This is a genomic window from Paenibacillus sp. Aloe-11 (assembly GCF_000245715.1).
GTDB lineage: Bacteria > Bacillota > Bacilli > Paenibacillales > Paenibacillaceae > Paenibacillus > Paenibacillus kribbensis.
On sequence record NZ_JH601056.1, the window covers coordinates 817311 to 839251 of the forward strand.

21 protein-coding genes and 1 pseudogene are annotated in these 21941 nt (G+C 48.3%); 5 read left to right on the forward strand and 17 right to left on the reverse strand.

Annotated elements, in window-relative coordinates; all coding sequences use genetic code 11:
* From WG8_RS28680 to WG8_RS17240, 13 genes are all read right to left on the reverse strand, one after another.
* On the reverse strand, positions 1-630 hold a 630-nt coding region (locus WG8_RS28680), incomplete at its 3' end, for a heparinase II/III family protein (protein ID WP_007431488.1).
* Positions 631-632: 2 nt separating this feature from the next.
* Entirely contained in the window at positions 633-962 is a 330-nt protein-coding gene (locus WG8_RS17185) for a cupin domain-containing protein (protein WP_007431489.1), read from the reverse strand.
* A 65-nt stretch (positions 963-1027) separates the two neighbouring features.
* On the reverse strand, positions 1028-2437 hold the full coding sequence (locus WG8_RS17190) for an ABC transporter substrate-binding protein (protein ID WP_007431490.1): 1410 nt from the start codon (positions 2435-2437) through the stop codon (positions 1028-1030).
* Between the two features lie 123 nt (positions 2438-2560).
* The gene (locus tag WG8_RS17195; protein WP_007431491.1) at positions 2561-4144 is read right to left on the reverse strand and encodes a helix-turn-helix domain-containing protein; all 1584 of its coding nucleotides are present in this window, start codon (positions 4142-4144) and stop codon (positions 2561-2563) included.
* Positions 4145-4188: 44 nt separating this feature from the next.
* Positions 4189-5943, reverse strand: coding sequence for a sensor histidine kinase (locus tag WG8_RS17200; RefSeq protein ID WP_007431492.1), 1755 nt, complete (start codon positions 5941-5943; stop codon positions 4189-4191).
* 48 nt (positions 5944-5991) lie between these two features.
* Complete coding sequence (locus WG8_RS17205; protein WP_007431493.1) at positions 5992-6861, reverse strand: carbohydrate ABC transporter permease; 870 nt, start codon at positions 6859-6861, stop codon at positions 5992-5994.
* A gap of 22 nt (positions 6862-6883) precedes the next feature.
* A complete protein-coding gene (locus tag WG8_RS17210; RefSeq protein WP_007431494.1) occupies positions 6884-7774 on the reverse strand; it encodes a carbohydrate ABC transporter permease in 891 nt (296 codons plus the stop codon).
* Positions 7775-7960: 186 nt separating this feature from the next.
* Positions 7961-8842, reverse strand: coding sequence for a carbohydrate ABC transporter permease (locus WG8_RS17215; protein WP_007431495.1), 882 nt, complete (start codon positions 8840-8842; stop codon positions 7961-7963).
* A gap of 55 nt (positions 8843-8897) precedes the next feature.
* The gene (locus WG8_RS17220; RefSeq protein ID WP_007431496.1) at positions 8898-9779 is read right to left on the reverse strand and encodes a carbohydrate ABC transporter permease; all 882 of its coding nucleotides are present in this window, start codon (positions 9777-9779) and stop codon (positions 8898-8900) included.
* Positions 9780-9805: 26 nt separating this feature from the next.
* Positions 9806-11149, reverse strand: a complete 1344-nt coding sequence (locus WG8_RS17225; RefSeq protein WP_007431497.1) for an extracellular solute-binding protein — start codon at positions 11147-11149, stop codon at positions 9806-9808.
* 149 nt (positions 11150-11298) lie between these two features.
* On the reverse strand, positions 11299-12099 hold the full coding sequence (locus tag WG8_RS17230) for a response regulator transcription factor (protein WP_007431498.1): 801 nt from the start codon (positions 12097-12099) through the stop codon (positions 11299-11301).
* A gap of 2 nt (positions 12100-12101) precedes the next feature.
* Complete coding sequence (locus tag WG8_RS17235; RefSeq protein ID WP_007431499.1) at positions 12102-13862, reverse strand: cache domain-containing sensor histidine kinase; 1761 nt, start codon at positions 13860-13862, stop codon at positions 12102-12104.
* A gap of 276 nt (positions 13863-14138) precedes the next feature.
* On the reverse strand, positions 14139-15131 hold the full coding sequence (locus WG8_RS17240; RefSeq protein WP_007431500.1) for a Gfo/Idh/MocA family protein: 993 nt from the start codon (positions 15129-15131) through the stop codon (positions 14139-14141).
* A 198-nt stretch (positions 15132-15329) separates the two neighbouring features.
* Here WG8_RS17240 and WG8_RS17245 point away from each other — a divergent pair, with 198 nt between their 5' ends.
* The 3 genes from WG8_RS17245 to WG8_RS17255 all read left to right on the forward strand — a co-directional run bounded on the left by WG8_RS17245 (position 15330) and on the right by WG8_RS17255 (position 18138).
* Positions 15330-16154 carry a methyltransferase domain-containing protein gene (locus WG8_RS17245; RefSeq protein WP_007431501.1) on the forward strand — a complete coding sequence of 275 codons (825 nt, stop codon included), beginning with the start codon at positions 15330-15332 and terminating at the stop codon, positions 16152-16154.
* 177 nt (positions 16155-16331) lie between these two features.
* A complete protein-coding gene (locus WG8_RS17250) occupies positions 16332-17525 on the forward strand; it encodes a glycoside hydrolase family 5 protein (RefSeq protein ID WP_007431502.1) in 1194 nt (397 codons plus the stop codon).
* 283 nt (positions 17526-17808) lie between these two features.
* On the forward strand, positions 17809-18138 hold the full coding sequence (locus WG8_RS17255) for a hypothetical protein (RefSeq protein WP_007431503.1): 330 nt from the start codon (positions 17809-17811) through the stop codon (positions 18136-18138).
* Positions 18139-18292: 154 nt separating this feature from the next.
* On the opposite strand, the pseudogene WG8_RS17260 reads toward WG8_RS17255, so the two are convergent.
* The 3 genes and pseudogenes from WG8_RS17260 to WG8_RS17270 all read right to left on the reverse strand — a co-directional run bounded on the left by WG8_RS17260 (position 18293) and on the right by WG8_RS17270 (position 20040).
* A pseudogene (locus WG8_RS17260) lies at positions 18293-18790 on the reverse strand (endonuclease V).
* 10 nt (positions 18791-18800) lie between these two features.
* Positions 18801-19382 (reverse strand): NAD(P)H-dependent oxidoreductase, encoded by a 582-nt coding sequence (locus WG8_RS17265; protein ID WP_007431504.1) that lies wholly within the window; start codon positions 19380-19382, stop codon positions 18801-18803.
* A gap of 73 nt (positions 19383-19455) precedes the next feature.
* Complete coding sequence (locus WG8_RS17270) at positions 19456-20040, reverse strand: TetR/AcrR family transcriptional regulator (RefSeq protein WP_043891155.1); 585 nt, start codon at positions 20038-20040, stop codon at positions 19456-19458.
* Positions 20041-20094: 54 nt separating this feature from the next.
* Here WG8_RS17270 and WG8_RS27465 point away from each other — a divergent pair, with 54 nt between their 5' ends.
* Positions 20095-20247: a hypothetical protein gene (locus tag WG8_RS27465; RefSeq protein WP_007431506.1), complete on the forward strand. Its 153-nt coding sequence runs from the start codon at positions 20095-20097 to the stop codon at positions 20245-20247.
* Between the two features lie 73 nt (positions 20248-20320).
* Here WG8_RS27465 and WG8_RS29355 read toward each other — a convergent pair whose 3' ends face one another.
* Positions 20321-20965: a DUF4183 domain-containing protein gene (locus tag WG8_RS29355; RefSeq protein WP_007431507.1), complete on the reverse strand. Its 645-nt coding sequence runs from the start codon at positions 20963-20965 to the stop codon at positions 20321-20323.
* 473 nt (positions 20966-21438) lie between these two features.
* On the opposite strand from WG8_RS29355, the gene WG8_RS17280 reads away from it, so the two are divergent.
* Entirely contained in the window at positions 21439-21852 is a 414-nt protein-coding gene (locus tag WG8_RS17280) for a DUF4183 domain-containing protein (protein ID WP_007431508.1), read from the forward strand.
* The last annotated feature ends 89 nt before the right edge of the window (positions 21853-21941 follow it).

A 21941-nucleotide genomic window follows, 5' to 3' on the forward strand; every position in this document is an offset into this window, starting at 1 on the left:
CCAATACGGCGCGCGCGGATGCCAATGATAAAATGTGGCGATCATGAACAGGCCCTGCATATGCATAATGGCATGATTAATTTCGGTGCTGCCAAGATAACGGGTGAGGAACTCGGCGTGTTCCTCCAATCCCTGCAAAAATTCGGCGCGAAAGGGCTCCGTTAGCAGCAGGCTGCCCTCCATATATTTGTATGCAGAGATCCAGGATTGCACGCGCAAGCCCGTTTCCAGGAGACGCCAAGGGCCAAGCTTCTGGAAGAACACGGCTTCTTCATAGGACGAAATGGCAGGAACCGGGTTTTGCTTGCGCCAACCGCAATAATGGTCGATAAACGCTGAGACGTACTGGGGATTGCCGTTCATCAGATAGGCTTTGCCCAGATCCGGCATATGCCAATGCCGGTTTATGCCCCAGGTGAACTCCGGGTCCCTAGTCGGATTATGCAGCCAGTCCACCGGATCGCCCAGCGAAATCCAGCGGCTCAAGTCATTGGTATAAGGCACGATAAACTCGTTGATCACGGCATGATCGGCAATGGCGATCGACGCTGCGGCTTCCCTGGGAAAATGGCGGGCGTAATATGCCGCAGCCCTGTGCAATTCGAGCTGTGACAGGTAGTAGTCGTTCATTGCTAGTCCTCAAGAAAATCTTCACGGAACGGATTGAACACATCAAGAATGATGGAATCTTCAAGCGCCTTTACGCCATGCGGAACATGATATCCCGCGTAGAAGCTGTCTCCCGCTTTGAGAATGCGTGTTTCATCGCCGACCTGAACTTCGAAGCTTCCTTTTACAATATAGCTGACCTGCTCATGCTTCTCGTGGGAATGGATTTCCCCGACCCCGCCCTTGCGAAAAGTAACCTCCACCATCATCAGCGTTCCGCCCATGCCGAGAATTTTGCGGGAGCTGCTTTCGTCAATGACATGCGATTTTGCTTCCTCATTCTTAATAATCATGCTTCTTTTCCCCTTTCAAATAGAATATGCGGCCGAACCGCTTGATCGAATCGGCCGCAGGCCGGTTATTCTTCCGTGGATAATTTGCCCTGAAGCTTGGCTGCGTCAAAAGCGGGATCAGCAACAATATTGGTCGTGCCGGCAGCTCTCAGCTTTTGCAGAGATGCATTGTAGCGGGTGTCCAAATCTTGGATGACGGCGTCCACATCTCCGCCCGTGAACACAAATGTGTTGAAGGTCTCCGGCCACTTCATCCCTTCCAGGGAGCTTTCCGTAATCGTACCCGGATTGGCCGGATAAATGGCATCATACCGCTTCGGCAGAAATCCTTCAATGCCCGGAATGCTCGGCTTCTTGCCTGATTTCAGCACAGCCGGTATCAATGAGATTCCATAGCCCTTTTCATAGTATTCGGTTTGCAATTCATTGCTGTACACGTACTCCATGAACTTCCAGGCCGCCTCCTTATGGGTGGAATCGGCGCTGATCCCGATGTAAGAGCCGCCGATAATTGGGAATGCGCCTTTAATGGATCCGTCGGCCGTCGGCACGGGAACCGCTCCCCAGTTCTCGGTGGTCGGGAACTGATCCTTATACACTCCAGGTTCAGCCGAGTGGTTCACGTACATCCCGATTTTGCCTTGGGCAAATTGCGCGCGCAGCGGATCAATATCCAGATTCTCTACGCCCGGCAGCATGCTGCCGTCTTCCTTCATTTGCCGCAGCGCTAGGGCGATATCCTTGTACATGCTGAAATCAAACTGGCCTGTTTTATAATTATAGCCGTCGATGCCAAAGTTGTTGCTGGCGCCTGCAATTGTATTCGCTGCCCGCCAGAAGCCGGTTCCACTCTTGAACGGGCTGGCAAAGCCATAAATGCCTTCACTTTTACCAACCTCTGTAATTTTTTTGGCTGCGGCCACCATGTCGGCAATCGTTTTGGGAGGAGAGGCGATGCCTGCTTTCTTAAAAATGTCTTTATTATAGACCAGTCTCCAAATTTGCCCGGTGTTGGGCAGGGTGTAGATTTTACCGTCGATGGTGTTCTTGTTCTCAATCTGGCTGTCTTTGAAGGTCTTCTTCATCTCGTCGCTCATGTAGGAGTTGATCGGTGCCAGATAGCCTTTTTTGTAATAGGTCTGAAAATCATTGATTTGCAACACGTCTGGAGCCTGCTTGCTGGCAAACGCAATGTCCACCGCCTGTGGATAATTATCGCCCATAACGTTCATTTCAACTTCAATATTATCATGATTTGTTTGGTTAAACTTGTCAATTTTTGCTTTCATGAACTCGGCATCATGGCGGTCGGGTGTCCAGTAAATGATTTTGGTTTTCTCTCCCGCGGTTCCTTTGGAACTGGCCGGAGCGTCACTGCTTCCCGCCGCGCCCTTGCTGCCGCCGTCCGCTGAACAGCCAGCCAGGCTTAAGGCCAGGACTGCGCCCAGTGTTGCGATAACCCATTTTTTAACCATCGTTATGCCCCCTTATGCTTTTTACGGTCAACCTGTCGGATGCCGGTTAACGTTATCATAGTGGTTCCGTTTTTATGGGAGTGAGGGACATTTTAACTTTGTATGGGGGAAAAAATGATTGTCTCATTTCAAATACATTTGTCTGAAGCTGGTCGGCGTCATGCCGCAATACTTTTTGAACAAGCCGCTGAAATACGGACGGTCCTCATACCCGAGCATTTGTGAAATTTCCTGCACCTGCACCCCTGCAATCAACAATTCCTTCGCCCTTTCCATTCTCATCTTGGTAATATACTGAATCAGGGTCATGCCCGTCTCCTTTTTGAAAGCGTTCGCAAAATAGCTTGGGCTTAAATGAACCGACCGCGCACAGATGTGAAGCGTCAGATTCTCCTGAAGATGCAGGCGGATGTATTCCCTTGCCCGGTTGATCGCTTGCGTCACATCTCTGAGCCGCTTATTCTCTACAAATTCGCAGCCCATACTGCTGAAATGATTGATGTAGCTTTTCCAGCCGCCGAAAGTCAATGAGCGATTCTCCTCCAGCGCCGACAGGTCGGCCTCCAGTTGGATGCGTTCTTCCTCGGTGATCTCATCACAAAACGCCCGGTACATGGCAAATACGAGTCCCATCAATAAGCGAATCATGGCCTGCGGCTCCGGAAATTTATGAAACAACGTCCATTGATGGAAAATGTCGTCAATGATCAGATGGCAGCTATCTTTGTTACCGCATCTGAGCGCATACAGCAATTGCTTTTCCTTTTCCACCGGGTAGTCGGGAGCCACGCAATCCGCCTGCGCCAGTTCTGTATACTGGAACACGCAGTTGCCCTCGCTGTAAAAACGGTAGGCCAGCGCTTTTACGGCATGCACAAATGCATTATGGATTTCCTGCGATCCCCGGGCTACGGTACCCAGGCCGATCGAGACGGTCTTTTTGCTGAATTTCTCCACATTCTCCCGGCAAAGCTCCAGCAACATCGAGGTTTCCAGCCCGTCCGGCGGATTAAAAATAGCCGCCAGCCGCTGCTTGCTTTCGTGCAGCACAACGCCCCGGGTGTGCATATTCAGCGTCTCGTCCAAAATATTTTTGATCGCAAACGGAATAATTTCGTTGTCGTCGAGCTGCAAGGTATAGCCGTATTCAGTATAGCAGTCCATTTCGATGGCCATGACCATCAGATTGCTGGCATCCAGCTCAATTTGCAGCTCGCTCCAACGACTGTCGCTTGGGCGGCCGCCCGTCTCCTGGCGCAGCAGGCCCGTCAAATAATCTTGGCGAAGCTGCAGGTTGCTGGCATTCATTTTTTGCTCCAGCTGCTCCAGTTGCTTTAGCCTGACCTGTTCGGACTCGATCATCTTTTTTACTTTTAGTACCGCATCCAGAATTTCCGGCGGGGTGAACGGCTTCAGCAAATAGTCGGAGGCACCGAGCCTGATCGCTTCCTGTGCATAGCTGAAATCGGAATAGCCGCTGATAAAAATAAACTTGGCGCGCAAACGGTGGTCGGAAGCCCGCCTCATCAGCTCCAATCCGCTGAGCTTCGGCATCCGGATATCGCTGATCACGATATCGGGATCTTTCTCCAACAGAAGAGTCCAACCATGCTCGCCGTCACCTGCGGTGCCCACGACCTTAATATTGTGTTCCGCCCAGGGAATGGTCGCGGATATCCCTTTTACAACGGCTTGAATATCATCCATATATCATCCATAACGCACATCGTCAAATGATCCATACTGACCTCCTACATGATCGGGATTGTAATGGTAACAGTCGTCTCGATGTCCGGAATGCTCCTGAACGCAATGGAAGCCGACTCCCCGTAATGCAGGCTGAGCCTGCTCTGAAGATTGGAGAGCGCGTAGCCCTTGCGTTCGGTACCGTGCTCGTTCACTGCCTTCTCCATCTGTCCGGCATCCAGCCCGCAGCCGTTGTCAGTCACTTGCAGCAGTAGAAACCCGCCCTCACGGTACACGTTGATGACGATGCTGCCAAGATCGGCCTTGTCGCAGAATCCGTGCAAAATAGAGTTTTCCACCAGCGGTTGAAGCAGTATTTTTAACATGGAAATGGAGAAATGCGAGGGAGCCTCAACATGGATCGAATACGTGAACAGATTCTCATAGCATTTTTGCTGCAATTGCAAATACTGCTCGACGTGCTTGATTTCCTGCTGCAAGGTGGTGATATCGTTCCCATTGTTCAGTCCCAACCGGAACAGCAGCGACAAGGAGACAATCATTTCGCTGACGTCTTTTTTCTCTCCGCTCTCACTTTTCCAAAAAATTGCATTTAAAGTATTATACAAAAAATGGGGGTCTACCTGCGCCTGAAGCGCTTTGACCTCGGATTTACGCTTGTCCTGCTCCGAAGTCCGCACCTCCTGAATCAGCAGCTGGATCTGGTCCAGCATTCGGTTGAATTTATAGCCGACGGCGCTGACCTCATCCTCATATCTGCTGTTAAACCGCACCTCCAGGTCGTTGTATTCCACCTCGGCCATCAGGCGCTGCAATTTATTAAGCGGTTTCAACAATGCGGAAGCCAGCAGATTGGACAGGATAAGCGCCAGCGCAATACAGAACAGCATGATCAAGATGATCAGCCAGCGAATCTGCTTTAGCGGTTGCAGCAAGTCGGCCTTGGATTGAATACTGACCAGCACCCAATCTTCGTTCATTGACAGCGTGCTGTAATTGACAAGCAAATTCTCTCCCTTGGCGTTCGTATAATTGAAGTCCCCGGCCCCTCCCCGGCTGAAATGGTCGATAAACCCCCGTTCCAAATTAAAAGCATGCTGCTGGGATTTAGGCCGGATCACCATGGTTCCATCTTTTTGCAGCAAAAACAGCTGAACCTGATTGTTCATCAGATCCTGCTCCAGAATGGCCCGCATCGCTTCCTCCCTCATGTTTACAACCATATATACATTGGGGATATAATGATTGTCCAGAACTATCGGTTTTAACAGCAGGGACAACGCATTGCCCTTCCACTGAAACAGCTCGTTGCGATGAGCCCCCAGCCAGAGGGTATTCCAGGATTCCTGCTTCAGGTAGACACCATATTCCTCCGAAAAGCTCTTTGTCCGGTCGGGAAAATCCTTGGTGGAGAAGAAGTCTCCGATCGGCGTGTTCAGATAAGCCGTATCAATCAACGGCTCCACCAGCTTCAACTGGGCAAACGAAGTTTGCAGCAAGGATAAATTCTGATAATAGTCGGCGGTATTGTTGCTGCGGACATCCTTCATCACCTGGGTGAACGTTTCATTAAGCATAAAAGAATACGACGAAACGACAATATGCCTGAGATGCTCATCCATCACCTGTACCGATTTTTTCAAAATCCCCTGCTTGAGCTGTAAGGCACTACGCTCGATGTTTCGGGCGGCAAAGAGATAGGAGCAGATCCCCGTCACGCTGATGCACAATACGGCCAGGAATATAAACAGTAGCTGAATTCTTTTTTTCAGGGATAGCTTGTAGAAATTGAGTCCCATGGATGACCACTCCTTGAAGCTCATTGTAACAACAGAACCCGATATACTCTACCCCTTGACAGCGCCGAGCGTAACTTGCATAAACGATTTATTGGCGAACACATACACCACGAGCAGCGGCAGAATGGACAGGCAGGCACCGGCCATCATGAGCTGAATCTCGGCGGCGGCTCCGATGCCGTACCGCAGGTTGGCCAATCCTACCGGCAGCGTCTGGAGCTCCGGATTACTCATCGTAAAAACGAGCGGCAAAATGTACTCATTCCACGAGCCCTGGAATGCCGACAGCCCGGCAACGGCGAGCGCCGGCCGCAACAGCGGCAGCACAATCCGCCAATACACCGAATAAAAGTTGCAGCCGTCAATCATCGCTGCCTCATCCAGATCCTTGGGAATGCTTTCGAAAAATCCGATCAGTATAAAATAGCAGGTGGCATGTGCGCTGACCAATATAATGACGACACCCCACAGCGTCTTGTTCAAACCGAGCATGACCATCAAATCAAATTGAGGGCGCAGTACCACCGCCCCGATTGAGATGAACAAAGTGGATGCCATGAGCAGGGTGTATAGCTTTTTCCCGATAAAATGCACCCGGTTCACTGCATAGGCGGACATCGACGCGACGATCAGGGTGCCGATCGTTGTGGTCACGCTTACAAAAATGCTGTTCAGGGTAAACCGGGAGAAATTGGCACCCTCCCATGCCTGGGCATAGTTAGAGAAATTCCAGACTTTAGGCCAGATGGTTGCCCCACTGGTCAGCTCCTGATTCGTCTTGAACGAGCCAAGCAGTACCAGCACAATCGGGAACAGTAACAGAGCGGCGACCGTGAGCAGAAACAGCCAGAGCACCGTCTTGCCGATCCAGCGAGCCAGCCTGGGGGAAAAAGTAAAGTTGGCATTCGTACGATTCATTCTGTTCTCCTCCTGCCTGCTTCTAGTAAACATCATTCAGCTTTTTGGAAATACGGAAGTAGATCAGCGTAACTCCCCCTACAATCAACGCGGTGGTGAAGCCAACCGCACTGCCGTATCCCAATTGCTGAATCCCCTGGGTTTCGCCCGATACCGGGAACAGCAGCTTGAACAGATAGAGGTACATGACCTCTGTTTTTCCGTAAGGCCCACCTGCGGTCAAAACCATGATGCTCTCATAACCTTTAAGGGAGATGGTAATGGCCAGCATGATAATCATCTGCATAACTGGTCCCAGCATCGGAATAGTCACATACTTAAGCTTTTGAAACTCATTGGCCCCGTCCAGCGAGGCCGCTTCGTAAAGATCGTTCGGAATACCTTGCAGACCGGCGAGAAACAGCAGCATATAGTTGCCGATAGCGCCCCAGATGGCGATGATAATAGTGGTCAGCATGGCATAATCGGCGCCTAGCCAATTAATCGGGGCGGAGACGAGATGGTACTTGAGCAGCAGTTGGTTCAAGATCCCGTTATAGGAGTTGAAAATAATAAAAAAGACGATCGCCATCACCGAAGCGCTAAAAATAGTAGGTAAATAATAAATCGCTCGCAGCAAGGAGCGTCCCTTCAGCTTGCGATTCAAAATAATAGCCAAAACCAAGGACATGGGAAGGGTTACGAGCAGCTTGCCAAGAGCGTAAATGCCAGTATTTCCAACGGAGGACCAGAATTGATGGTCACGCAGAATGCGCGTAAAATTGCCGAGGCCAATAAAAACAGGCGTCCCGAATCCCTGATAATCATAAAACATGTAACGAAGCGCCCAAAGCAGAGGATAAATGCCGAATACAAGGGTCAGAAATAAACTCGGGAAAACAAACACATAGGCGTGTACTTTTTTCAGCTTCATAAAATGCCCCCCCTACAATCTTTAATACTGATTATAGAAGGGACAAAAATAGGACGGGATAGGGAAATCAACTTTTCAAAGGGGAGAATGTTACTCATCCAAACTTAACTCGCATAAAAACGCACCCCCTAGCATCATCGGACAAACCAAGGGGTTTAGTCCAATGTCTACTCCAAGAGGGACTCTTTACCCCTTAACCGACCCGGCTGCGATCCCTTCCACAATCCGGTCACTCATGATGAGGAACACTAGCAGAATGGGCAAAATGCTGATCATCAGCGTAGCCCCGATCGCTCCCCAGTCGGTCGTATATTGTCCAATAAAGTTCTGAACACCAACGGTCAGCGTTTTGTTTTCGTCCGAGCTGATAAACGTATTGACGAAAATAAATTCATTCCAGTTATAGATCATGTTGATAATGGAGGTCGTTGCCATGACCGGGGTCGTCATAGGCAGCACAATCCGGAAGAACATCCGGTTGACAGAGCAGCCGTCCATAACGGACGCTTCTTCCACTTCCCGGGGCAAGGCGTAATAGAATCCCAGCAGGATCATCATCGTTGTGGGCAAGTTAAAAGCGACATACGACAGGATGATGGACAGCGGCGTGTCTGTCAGATGCAGCTTGAGAAACATACTGAATAACGGAATCAAGGTGGAATGGACTGGAATCATCAGTCCGACCATAAAGAGCCCTAGGACTAGTTGGCTTCCTTTCCAGCGCATACGTGTAATCGCAAACGTTACAAAGCTGGCCAGCAGCACCGTCAGCACTACGGATATGACCGTAACCAACACACTATTGAAAAAATACCGCCCGATATTGCCGCTGGTCCACACATTCATATAGTTCTCCCAATGCGGCTGGGACGGGAGTGCAAACGGTGGAAGGTTAAACACTTCCTGATTATTTTTAAGTGAAAAAAGCATCAGCCACAGCAGCGGTAAAAGCTGCGTCACCGCCAGGATGATCAAAAGCGTATACAATGCGGCATAACCGACGCGAGTTAACATTTTGCCGCGGGTAGAGACACCAAGCGGATAGCTGGCGGCTGCCTGGGTTTTCATGTCCGTTCCTCCCTCTTCCTGTCCTTGGTTATCCATGATCTATTCGCATGGCGTACTATGAATACTGGATTGTGTCACCGGAAGCGGTAGCCTTGCGAATCAGCCACGTAGCGACCAGACAAATGAGCAGCAAGGCAAAGGCTGTAGCACTGCCATATCCGAAATCGAAGCTGCGGAACGCCTGGTGGTACATGTAAGATGCCATCACTTCACTGGCTCCGTTCGGTCCACCGTCCGTCATGACGTAGATGAGGTCAAAATATTTGAGCGAGCCGACAATGGACAATATGATCGTGACGTTAATCACCTCGCGCAACAGAGGCAATTTGATACGAGTCGCAATCTGCCAGGCACTGGCCCCGTCGATCCGGGCAGCCTCCACCAGCGTTTCGGGAATGTTTTTCAGCCCGGCATAATAGATCAGAATATAAAAGCCTGCATATTGCCAAATAATCGGGATGAACAGAGCGGGCAGCACCAGAGATGGATTAGCCAACCATTCGGGCGGGTTGTGAACTCCGAGCGACGCCAGCAAGGAATTCAGCACTCCGTTCGTCGGATGATACATTTTGAGCCACAATTGCGCGATAGCTACAGAAGACAGCAGCATGGGAATGAGATAAATTTTCCGCAGCAGATTCGCTCCCTTAATGTTCCCTGACAAAATCATCGCAATCACCAGATAACCGATCAGACTGACGCCTGAAAACAAGGCCAGCAGCAGGGAATGCCAAGCACTTTGCCAGAACGCTGTGTCTGTGAACAAATGTTGATAGTTGTCCAGCCCGACAAAAGTCATAGGGCCGATTCCATTCCACTGATTCAGGCCATAATAGCCGGTCAGCACAATAGGCACATAAATCACAGCAAGCAACAGCAGCAGGGAAGGCAACACATACAGGGCAATGACAAGCTTATTGGACATGACCTTTTCCACGGCCGGACCTCCTTAAGCGCTCAATTTCAATTTCCTTTCTCGATGGCAGCCTTATGCTGCTCGGCAAATTGTTGCGGTGTCACCGCTTTGCCAAACAACGCCTGAATCATATTCAAATGTACCTGCGCTGCATTCGGCTTCATCTGTACATCGGCGAACAATGTAATGCTGCTGGCTTGATTCAGACCATTCAGCAAATCGACATACAGCTTGGGCAAATCTCCTTTGGAGGTGTCCACTTTCGTCGCCGGAATAACGCCCGCCTGTGTTACCGATTGCTCACCCCATTTGACGACGAAATATTCAACAAAAGCTTTGGCCTCTTCTTTTACCTTGGAATTTTCCGAGACAAACAAGCCTACTCCCGGGCCTCCTACCCAACTGTTCTCGTTGCCCTTGCCGCCTGCAACCATCGGAAATTTAAAGAAGCCGATTTGATCTTTAAATGCTTGCGGAATGGCAGGATTGGTCGTGAAGTTCGGCAATTCCCAAGTCCCCATCAAATACATAGCGGCCTTGTCGTTCATAAACTCGGATTTTCCTTCATCATTGGACAAGCCGTTAAATCCCTTGTTAAAGGCATTCATATCTACAAACGTCTGGATTTCGGAGGCTGCCTGAATTAAACCAGGGTCATCGAACGAGCCTGAGCCGTCAATCGCTTTTTTCAGCGTTTCGTTACCCGCTATACGTTCCGCCAGATACATATACCAGAGCGAGCCGGTCCAACGGTCTTTATTGCCCAGTGCAATCGGCGCAACTCCATGATCTGCAAGTGTTTGTATAACTTGCTTCAATTCGTCAAGTGTCGCAGGTGCTTTTAGATTGTATTTTTGGAATATAGCTTTGTTGTAGTAGATGGGTGAAATGTTCAATTCGATCGGAAGCGCATACGTTTTTCCATTCAATGCATAGGCTTCGGTCGTTCCCGGTACGAATTTATCCTTTAGCTTGGAACCATTCAACAGATCATCCATCGGCGTAAATAATCCGCCTTTGACGTAAGGCTCCATGAAGCCCGCTGCCCAGGTGATGCCGATATCCGGCAATTCATTGGAAGCCGACAGCACTTTGAGCTTGTTTTTGTATTGTTCGTTTTCCAGCACTTCCTGCTGAATGACGACATTCGGGTGATCCTTTTGGTATTGATCTATAATCTGGGTCACAAGCTTGCTCTGCTGTGCCGAGCTTCCCTCTGGCCACAGATGCATCATTTTGAGGGTAATCTTTCCCCCTTCTCCCTCAGAACCACCCTTGCTATCTTTACCAGCACCGCAACCGGATAGCACCAGCATCAATGACAGCAGCAGGGTCAACCCAGTAACCCATTTTCGGTGTGAACGCTTACGCAAACCATACTCGTTGGACATCGTTAGACCTCCATTAATGTAGTTTTATTTTTTTGTAACCGTTATCATTTGTAAGTTTAGCACTCCATTCCTGCTTCCAACAGGGTACGCTGATTGGGTATAATTCCACTTTTATTGGGTTGTGTATTGGGCAGTGGCTGCCTACGCTGTCAATCAATATTCCCCGGCTCTTTACGCATCTGCTGCCTGTAGCGGCTGGGACTTACCCCCTCGGACGCTTTGAACACTTTAATAAAATATTTATCAGTCCTGTAGCCTGAACGCTCTCCGATTTGCGCAATCGTCAGCTGGGTATGCAGCAGCAGCTCCTTGGCCCGTTGCATCCGCAGCCGGTGCAGATATTCGGTGAAGGACAAGCCGCTTTGCTCCTTGAACAAAACGCTAAAATAGCTCGCATTCAGGTGTGAATGCGCGGCAGTCTGCGCCATCGTGATGGATTCGTGAAGATGCTCCGCCATATAGATGCAGGCACGCCGTATCGGATCACTAAGAGTAGCCGCTTGGAGGTCAAGCTCTAACAGAACAGGATCAGCTATCTTTTCAAGCTGCTCATACCGCTGCCGTTCCTCTTCCAGCCGGAGCGCTTCATCTACCGCATTTAGCAGCTCCTGCTTATCAATCGGCTTGAGCAAATAATTGACGGCTCCCAGACGAAGAGCCTGCTGGACATAATCAAACTCCGCATATCCCGAGATGACAATGATCGCCGGCCGGCGGGAATCCCGTTCCAGGGAGCGGATCAAATCCAGTCCGCTGAATTCCGGCAACCGGACATCCGTAATGAGCAGATGGACGGTCTCCGCACGCAGCGTATGTAATGCTTCCAAACCATTACCCGATGTCACAATCCGGTATTTCCCGGCTGCCCATTGCTCCAGTGTCTGATGTATTCCCTGACGTGTTCGCTGTTCATCGTCTACAATTACAATGGTTTTGGATGAAACACTCATTCCTACCGCCCTCCGTATTCATCAGGAATTTCAAAAGCGACCACCGTTCCTTCCTGCACAGCACTATGTATCAGCAAACCGTCCGTTGGATCATATACACTGTCATAATAGAGGGCGAGCCTGCGCTGCACATTAACCAGTCCCATACCTGTCCCCTTGCTCTGGCAGATCGATCCCCCCGTCAGTGCTGTATGCACAGCCGCAAGTTCCTCCGGTGTCATGCCAGGTCCGTCATCTATGACCGCGATCTTGGTCCATCCCGGTCTTGCCGAAGGAGTGGCACGGATTTCAACACGGCCGTTGCCGATACGATTTTCGACGCCATGCAAAATGGCATTCTCTACAATAGGCTGGATTAGCAGTTTAGGAAGCGGAATTCTCGCCACCTCTGGAGGCATATGAATTTGCCAGCTCAGACGTGCACCCAGGCGCATCTCCATCAGTTCCAGATAACGGCGGACTTGTGCCATTTCTTCCCCGAGTGTCACCCAAGCGTCATGGTGAGCTGGCTCGATAATATAACGAAACAGCCGTGACATGGACACCATCAGCCCGGCAAGCTCCTCCTCCCCCTTTTCCTGTAGCGACCAGTTGAAAGCATCCAGCGTATTAAAAAGAAAATGCGGATTGATCTGCGCCTGCAGGGCTTTAAGCTCGGTCTGGCTTTGCAGAACCTCCTTCTCACAAATGACACGGATCAATTCATTGATATCGACAATCATCGTGTTGTACTCTGCGTTCAATTCCCGCAGCTCAACCGCTGCTACCGGTTCTGGATTCAAGGCCAATGCTCCTTGCCGTGAACGGCGCATCGCTTGGATCAAGTGACCTATCGGTCTGGTAATCAACGTAGACAGCATAAAGGACATAAACAGGAATAACACGGCACCAAGAGACGCGGAGATGATAAGTGTAGTCCGTAAAACCGTAATTCCGTCGGTGACGACGCTAACCGGAATCAGGATTAGCAGCGACCAGCCGGTCCGCTCAGACTGCTGTACCGCCTTCACATATTCACGCTCTCCAATATGAACCGTCTGTGCCTTGCTGTGCAGTACACCTGACAAATCCATCTGGTTCATAGGCTCGCCCGACAGCAGCTGGCCTTGACGATCTACGAGCAGCATCGTTTCACTCGCTTCTTCCTTGACCGCCGATACATCATTCAGTCCGAAATAACTTCGCTCCATGCGGGTAATCAGATATCCTCCGCGTGAAAACCAACGGTCCACCAGACTCACCTGCCGAATCGCCAGCAGCGACTGAGGGTCCTCAGGATCAATGCCGATCCAGACTAATCTTCCTTTCATCTCATTTGCTTCCCGGATGTCCGCCTGTCCGATCCGCTCCTCCAGACTGCCCTCCCTGATCGGGAACAACATCTTTCCTTCAGCGGTATACAGCTCCAAAGAGCCAACACTCGGCATATAAGCCTGGTAGCTATGCATCACCTGCAGTAGTGATTGACGCTGCCGAAAAGTCACCTTGCCCCCGCTGCGCTCCTCCAGCAAAATATGCTGAACAGACGGATGGTTTGCCACCTGCTCCGTCAGGCTGTCCATCTGGCCGATTAATGCATCCAGCCTCCCGCTTGCTTGTACCGCCGTCTGACCAATATGCCGCTCGGCACTGTTTTTCAACAGGTGAGAAACATTGAGGTAAATGAACGCCCCCGCCACACTCATCATGATGAGCATCACCAGTATAAATCCGATAAAAATCTGATTACGCAACGTGTTTAATGGTTGGAACCTCGAACGCATGTGCCCTCTCCCCCTGAACAATCGCATAAAAGTCATGATGATAGCGCTTTCTTTTCTTATTTTATCGTATCGTTCTCCTTTGTTGATGTATTTTAGTAAACATATATAAACATGAATATCACGATATGCAATAGAAACTCGGGGGATAATCCAAAAAAGATGACTCCCGACAAATGCAGGAGTCATCTGCTGGCTAGCTATGCCACAGCTTCTTTCAAAGAAGCTCAAACTAAAGTACAGCCCAGGCTCCAAAGCTTGTATATTGAATCTTGTATCCTATTGAAGAGCGGTCAAAATGCGGTCGCACAGCTCCATCGTTTTTACATTATCCCGTCCACTTGAATAAGGCGTATGTCCTTCTTTGCAACATTCCATGAAATGAACGATTTCGCCAACAAAACCGCGCAAGTACAAATCACGATACCCACCCGACATCGCCGATGCTGACGGTGTCAGAACCGTATCGGATTCCGCAAGGGATTTCCAAGGAAGTTCCGCGTGATTCTCCGACTTGTGAATGATCAATGTATTCACTTCATCAGCGGTTGCAAAACCATGATCAAAGGTTACTGTGATACCTTCGCTCTCGCGTGTCCATGCTGTCATCCCTGCGAAGTATACGCTGCCCACCACACCATTTTCAAATTTTAACGAAATCGTATGCGAAATAAACTCGCCGTTATCGTTCGCTAATCCGGTGACCTGCACCGCTTCCCCGAACAAATAACGTACCAAATCGACCATATGAACCGCCGCCAGCTTCATGAAATCTTCGCCGGTTTTGCAAAATAGAGTGCTGTCCACGAGAAATTTCGCCTGAAATGAGCGTGCGGCTCCAAGCGAACCACCCTCAATCAGTTCTTTTAATTTTACGTATACAGGCGCATAGCGCTTCATGAAGCCGACCATCAGCACGACGCCAGCCGCCTCCGCCGCATCGGCAATTTGGGCCGCTTCCTCTGCATTCCAGCCCAGTGGCTTGTCTACAAAAACATGTTTTCCGGCCTGAATGCAGTCCAGTACGAGCGAAGGGTGATCTGCCGCTTGTGCAACCACGACAACTCCATCACAGTCCTCCTGCTCCAACATAGTCTTGTAATTGTCATAAGGGATGCCGCTGCTCCCAAACCGCTGAAGCGCTGCCTTCGATCTATTTATATCTCTGGTCGCAATCGCTTGAATTTCAGCACCTGCGCCAATGACCGCAGGATATATATTCGTTGAAGCGTGAAAGCCAGCTCCGATAAAGCACAGCCTCGCCTTGCCCATGTTAGTCCCTCCCATGTGTGCTCAAATATTCCGATATCATCGTACCATATGGGCGCAGCATTAACATCATGGCAGAAAAATGGACAGGAACGGCTTCTCAACTGGGAGTTGAATATTTTAAAAAATCAAATATGAAGTTATTGTTCCGATCAAGAAGCTCCAATAAAATGGGATTACACGAAGGGAGCGTGAGCATTTATGAGAGAAAAATTAGCAAGAAACATAAGCATATACCGCAAAGAAAGAGGACTTACACAAGAAGAACTCGCACAAATACTCGGGCTTTCATTTCAGGCCGTATCCAAGTGGGAAAATGCTCAGACCATGCCTGATATTTCGTTGCTACCCCAGTTATCAAGAACCCTGGAAGTAAGCATCGACAAGCTGCTTGGTTACGTATCACAGGATAAACCGATTACCATTTATGAAGAAGAATATAAAACACCAGAATATTACTGGGGTACTGAACCAAATAAAGTTTGTTATCAGGTTTTACAATGGATGCCGCCCAATACACACTTGAAATTGTTGGATATTGGCTGTGGCGAGGGAAAAGATGCCGTGTTTTTTGCTAGAAATGGATATGATGTGACTGCATTTGATGTTTCGGACGCAGGTGTGGAGAAAACCAACAGACTTGCTGAAAAAATCGGGGTTCATGTTGATGTGTTTAAGGCAGACATTTTAGATTATCGTTTGGATACACATTTTGATATTATCTTTTCAAGTGGTGTTCTACACTACATAAAACCGGACTTTCGCAAAGAAATATTGGATAACTATAAGCAGTATACAAATCCCAGCGGCTTGCATGTCCTGAATGTGTTTGTACATAAGCCGTTTATTGCGCCACCACCTGAAAAAGAGCCTAACGCGCATAATTGGTACTCTGGCGAGCTGCTTACACATTATCACGACTGGTTCATTCAAGATAGCTCAGAAGTTATTTTCGACTGTAACTCATCAGGTATTGCTCATAAGCATGCCATGACTAAAATAATTGCCCAAAAGATCACCTCGTAAGGCTAAAGATACTAAAGATACTAAAAATACTAAAGATAACCAAGGGACGGTCCATAAACCGTCCTTTTTTTATATGAATATTATGAATTTTATGAACTTGTTTAATGGAAGATTTCAACATAAAATGAAATTGTAATAGATTGTAAATATATTTTAATAAAGGAGGAAGCAAAAATCATGAAAAGAAAAAGCATGAAGAAGCCATTTCTCGTTATTGCCTCTCTCGTAATGGGCTTCACCTTGTATGGCTACACTCCTGCTTCGGCAGATGCAGCCAGTGTGAAAGGATATTATCACACTCAGGGAAACAAAATTGTGGACGAATCCGGGAAGGAGGCAGTATTTAATGGCTTGAACTGGTTTGGTCTGGAAACTCCGAATTACACTCTGCATGGACTGTGGAGCCGTTCGATGGACGATGTGCTGGACCAGGTGAAGAAAGAAGGCTACAATCTGATCCGTCTGCCATACAGTAATCAGTTGTTCGATTCCACTTCCCGTCCTGACAGTATTGATTATTACAAAAATCCTGATCTGGTTGGATTGACTCCGATTCAAATTATGGACAAGCTGATCGAAAAAGCCGGACAACGCGGTATTCAGGTTATCCTTGACCGTCACCGTGCCGACTCCGGCGGACAGTCCGAGCTGTGGTACACATCCAAGTACCCTGAATCCCGTTGGATCAGCGATTGGAAAATGCTGGCCGACCGTTATAAAGACAATCCTACCGTCATCGGTGCGGATTTGCACAACGAGCCACACGGTCAGGCAAGCTGGGGCACAGGCAACATTTCTACAGACTGGCGTCTTGCGGCACAGCGCGCAGGGAATGCGATTCTGTCCGTAAATCCAAATTGGTTGATTCTCGTAGAAGGTGTGGACCACAATGTCCAAGGCAACAATAGCCAATACTGGTGGGGCGGCAACCTGACTGGTGTAGCCAAGTACCCTGTCGTGCTGGACGTACCGAACCGTGTCGTATATTCTCCGCATGATTACGGCCCTGGTGTTTCTTGGCAGCCTTGGTTCAACGAGTCGAGCTTCCCGTCCAACCTGCCGGCCGTCTGGGATCAAAACTGGGGCTACATCAGCAAGCAAAACATAGCTCCGGTACTGGTTGGTGAATTCGGCGGCCGTAATGTCGATTTGTCTTCTCCTGAGGGTAAATGGCAAAATGCGCTCGTAGACTATATTGGTGCCAACAACTTGTACTTTACGTACTGGGACCTGAATCCGAATAGCGGTGACACGGGTGGACTGTTGCTGGACGACTGGGTTACCTGGAATCGTCCGAAGCAGGATATGCTGAGCCGTATTATGAAGCCTGTAACGTTCGTAACGGGACAAGCGAAAGCTACCGCTGAATAGACCTGTCGTCTCATAGGCTGGCTATGCTTTTTCTGCTAGCTAAAAAAACCGCTTTTCCTCCTTCTAGCTCAGATCATGCTGGGCCTAGAAGATGTGGAGAAGCGGCTTTTTTGTGGTGGTCCAGTTTTATACATTGAAAATACCCACAACAAATGGGTCATTCTGTAAACTAAATCTCTCTTTTAACCGATAAATACATATGTTGGATGTGGTAATAACATGCTCCAATCTTCGAAGAAGGGACTCACCATGAAGTAAACATAACCAGAAAGGAAGTTTTTATGTGATTATTTGGAAGGGTTTTGGTATTTTGAATATCGTTATCCCAGGGGTAATATTCATTATTGTCAGTGCTATATTATCCTCTCTAGGGCTTGACTCAATAGACTCCCGGCTGCCGCTGGCTTTTGTGTTCATTGTATCGGGAGTTATTATCTGGCATCTGGGGAAAGCGCTCAATGCCAAATCAGGCAAGGTGCTAGTTGATATGGAAACAGGGGAACACTACCGAATGGGAACCGAGCACAGTCTGTTTTTTATCCCGATGCATTATTGGGGCCCTGTCGGTCTAGTATTAGGATTTATTTTAACAGTTGCAACGATATTTACATAACATGGATTGCAAAACATGAGCTATTTCTTGATCAAGGTGTGTCTGTAAAGTAATATAAAGTGTACGTTACCTGATTCTTCGATGCATAATCTGTATAAAGGACCACAATGCGAGCGAGTCGCTCTATTATGGTCTTTTTTCCTAAACGTATGGGCTATTCATAGGTCTTTGATAAAACCTTTCTCACAAGCTGATCAGCTTGTCGAGTTGTTTCAGGCAAGCGATAATGTGGAGCAAGCTTTAATATCCAATTGCAGGCTGTTTCTAATGAAATACGATGACCTACGGATACAAAAAGAGGCTTAACGCTTTCCTGCGTTCTTAATACTCCACCGATAGTCTCCTCATCATCAACTAATAACGAACATGCACCTCTTTCTCGAGAGGGTTCTTTATAATCACCCCACAGCTTCGTTTTACCACATCCAATTGTAGGAATATCAAAGATAACCCCTAAATGACTGGCTAATCCAAATCGTCTAGGATGAGCAATTCCTTGGCCATCGCAGACGATGAGCTTTCACTGTATCCCGGCAACATAATTAATTTCAGGAAATTGGTCTTCCTTTGTAACTTTTAAAGATAATTCCTTCTGTAATTTTATGGCTTCCATTTCACTCAAATTCCATTTGTGATGTATGACTGGTTTCATTTCTGCCCTCCTACTTCATGCTTCGCCCCAGCTGCTCCACCTTGCCTAGCCAATCGTTGCGCTGTTGATCCGTCTTCTTATTCATGAGATCAATGGCGGTAGAACGTATGGTCTTGACACCGCATAGCTGGAGCGTGGAATGCTTCATCATGCGATGCCCAGGCTGTCCCTGAAAAAATCGGTAATACCAGTGCGGTCCATCCATTGTTGCGATGAGATGGGCCGTTCTGCCTTTTAAGAGCTTATCAGGCAAAGGTTTGCCTTTGTGATATTTAAACGCAAAGCCTGGCATAAAAACACGGTCAATGAAACCTTTCATTAACGCAGGCAAGCTGCCCCACCAGATTGGAAAAATGAAAACAAGATGCTCTGCCCATTTAATCCATTCCTGAGCTTGAATCAGGTCAGGCTCCAGCGGCAATTTATCACGATATCCACCTGATAGATTCGGATTAAATTCCAACGCGGACAGCTGTAACAAACGCACCTCAGCTCCCGCAGCCTCTGCTCCTTTTATATAGGATTGAGCCAGCGCTTCTCCATAACTGCCAACGACCGGATTTCCTTGAATAACCAATATCTTTTTAGACATACCAATCACTTCCTACCCACATATTATAATTTTAGTTAGAAAACACTAACCTTTTATTTAAAAGAAAAGGCCACTACTGACCTTTACTTAATAAAGCGGTTAAACGTTGTTTGACCTCTGTTGCCAATGGAATAAGTTCCTGCGGAAGCTCACCTTCCAGACTGGACACGGATAAGCGTGTAATAGCTCCAATGATCAGCACACCGGATAGCCGGGCATCCTGCTTGGGCAATTCTCCACGCCCAATCCCCTGCTCGATGAATTCCGTTAGCGCCTCAAGTGGCTGACGTACATTCTGACTCTGGCTTGCCTCAATGTACAGTTCATGATGCTGCGACAGCAAAAGCAGGCTATACTGATCTTCATCATGCATTCCCAGCACTTCATCTACCAATTGATGGAAACGACTGACAAAGCTCCCATTCTGCTTGCGATAAAAATCAATCAATGTAGTGTAGCTGTTGCAGTACTGCCCGAATACTTCCATTGCCATTGCATCTTTACTCTTAAAATGCTTGTATATTGCGGCATCCGTCACATCGGCAGCTTCACCAATTTGTTTGACGGAAATTCCGTCAATCCCCTTGGTTGCAAATAAGCGCATCGCCGCCTGCAATATATCCTTCTTCTTGCTATCTATATGTGTTTTCTTGTTCATAAGCTTATAGTAAGTGATAACTAACTAAATTGCAAACCATATGTAGGGCTGATCATGCTGGAGGCTCACGCTGTCACCCAACAGACCCATACACTGACCATTGAGGATATTCGTCATCTTGTGCTTGCCTTCAAGGAGGCTGCTGGGCGGGCTGCGCAATCCATTCTGGCCCAGACTGGCAGCCGAACAGCTTGGCGTTCGCATTGAAGGGCCTGCGCCGTATAACCATTTTTGGTTTTAAAATAACCTTTATAATATGCAGTATTGTAACGCAACGGTGTCACGCACTGGATCGCAAACTAAATTGAACGATTTCCACAATAATAGGTGTTCCGGAGGAAATTGTCTCCCCTTCGTTGAGGTGAATCGTCAGCGATGCAGGGGTCAGGCTGTACAATGTGCTTTCTTGGATCATGCCGTTAATATACAAATTGGCATAGCTGTTGCTTCCAACATGAAACCGCTGAAAAGCCTCTTGCACCCCATCTACAGAAAATTGATCCGCCATAATCGTGACCGAAGATTCAATAGTATCAGGAGCAAAATAAAAATACCGTTGCGCAGTGGGTATAATTTCAATATTTGAAATGTCAGGTGCCGGGCCGGGAGGGCCTGTTATACCTTGTGGTCCTGTTGGACCAGCGATGCCTTGTGCTCCGGCAGGACCTTGTAGGCCTATTGGACCTGGGATACCCTGGGCACCAGGCGGCCCCGGCACTCCTTGCGCTCCCTGTAGCCCTGCTGGACCCGGTATTCCTTGCGCTCCCGGCGCTCCCGGTGGACCTGGTATGCCTTGAACTCCCGGTGCTCCCGGTGGACCTGGTATGCCCAATGCACCAGGCGGCCCCGCTTGACCTTGCTGTCCTACCAGACCGGGAATGCTTTGTTCCCCCTCTGAACCAGCAGCCCTCTGCTTTCCAGTCACCTCTTTTATCCCTCGATAATCCAGTGTATCCCTTTTACGCCGATACCTTCTATTAATACTGTAATACCGTCGTTGTATGTTTAACCTTCGACGCTTTTGGGCATGGAGTCCTCTTTTGCTTCTATTTTTGAGTGGATGACCTGTTTTACATTTTTTTCGACTGATAATCTTACAATGTACGGTTCGCTTTCCATGTCGCCTTAGTGCTGAATCGCGTCTCCCCATATCAGCCGTCCGCACCTCCTTTTCTTAGCCTCATGTATTATATGCACATTTTCCTTTGGGGTTTTAGGCATTTGAACAGATAAACACCATGTGGTCCCTCCATCGATACTTTCCATAAAATAGGGGCTTCCCTATTACCCTATTATTAATAGCAAGGTTCATGTGCCGTTTCCAAATTGATCAAAAAATCATTTATTAAATAAGAGCCAGCGCGTGGCTCATGCCCGAAAAGAAAGGAGGTAAAAACCATGCCAATCGTAAAGCCTGTTTTTACAGCGGTTGCTTCAGCTCCAGTCGCAAGCGGCGGTGCTGTAACCACGACCATAAGCCCAACCTCAACTCGTTTTTTCGCAACGATTACAGCCGGTATGATCGGAGCGACAGATACAACCATTCCTGCTGCAAGCTTTGTAGATGATGCCAATGCTCCGGTTGTTAATTTACCAACATTAGCGGCTACTGATACTTCTAATTATTATGTTAACGGACTTGTTCAGCAAAGCTCCTTATTCACCCTAAGTACAGCAAGTCTGGTCATTGCTTCCACTGATATTTCAGTAGGTGTTCCAGTTGTTATAGAAATATCGAATTTTAGCGGTGCAGCCTCCACGATCTCAACCCAGCCTACCATCTCTGCTCCTACCATTACGATTACCAGCTAAGACGATTCACATTTTAGTAAGATGGACTGGACATTCAATCACGCTGTACAACTAACACTACCCCGTATAAGCCCGAAAAGACCGGTTCA

Coding starts and splice junctions, on each gene's coding strand:
- WG8_RS17195 (WP_007431491.1), bottom strand. CDS start 4,144: ATGGATGATATTCAAGCCGTTGTAAAAGGGATATCCGCGACCATTCCC.
- WG8_RS17205 (WP_007431493.1), bottom strand. CDS start 6,861: ATGAATCGTACGAATGCCAACTTTACTTTTTCCCCCAGGCTGGCTCGC.
- WG8_RS17200 (WP_007431492.1), bottom strand. CDS start 5,943: ATGGGACTCAATTTCTACAAGCTATCCCTGAAAAAAAGAATTCAGCTA.
- WG8_RS17270 (WP_043891155.1), bottom strand. CDS start 20,040: ATGAACAAGAAAACACATATAGATAGCAAGAAGAAGGATATATTGCAG.
- WG8_RS17225 (WP_007431497.1), bottom strand. CDS start 11,149: ATGTCCAACGAGTATGGTTTGCGTAAGCGTTCACACCGAAAATGGGTT.
- WG8_RS17245 (WP_007431501.1), top strand. CDS start 15,330: ATGAGAGAAAAATTAGCAAGAAACATAAGCATATACCGCAAAGAAAGA.
- WG8_RS17265 (WP_007431504.1), bottom strand. CDS start 19,382: ATGTCTAAAAAGATATTGGTTATTCAAGGAAATCCGGTCGTTGGCAGT.
- WG8_RS17235 (WP_007431499.1), bottom strand. CDS start 13,862: ATGCGTTCGAGGTTCCAACCATTAAACACGTTGCGTAATCAGATTTTT.
- WG8_RS17280 (WP_007431508.1), top strand. CDS start 21,439: ATGCCAATCGTAAAGCCTGTTTTTACAGCGGTTGCTTCAGCTCCAGTC.
- WG8_RS17230 (WP_007431498.1), bottom strand. CDS start 12,099: ATGAGTGTTTCATCCAAAACCATTGTAATTGTAGACGATGAACAGCGA.
- WG8_RS17190 (WP_007431490.1), bottom strand. CDS start 2,437: ATGGTTAAAAAATGGGTTATCGCAACACTGGGCGCAGTCCTGGCCTTA.
- WG8_RS17210 (WP_007431494.1), bottom strand. CDS start 7,774: ATGAAGCTGAAAAAAGTACACGCCTATGTGTTTGTTTTCCCGAGTTTA.
- WG8_RS17240 (WP_007431500.1), bottom strand. CDS start 15,131: ATGGGCAAGGCGAGGCTGTGCTTTATCGGAGCTGGCTTTCACGCTTCA.
- WG8_RS17250 (WP_007431502.1), top strand. CDS start 16,332: ATGAAAAGAAAAAGCATGAAGAAGCCATTTCTCGTTATTGCCTCTCTC.
- WG8_RS17185 (WP_007431489.1), bottom strand. CDS start 962: ATGATTATTAAGAATGAGGAAGCAAAATCGCATGTCATTGACGAAAGC.
- WG8_RS17215 (WP_007431495.1), bottom strand. CDS start 8,842: ATGAAAACCCAGGCAGCCGCCAGCTATCCGCTTGGTGTCTCTACCCGC.
- WG8_RS27465 (WP_007431506.1), top strand. CDS start 20,095: ATGCTGGAGGCTCACGCTGTCACCCAACAGACCCATACACTGACCATT.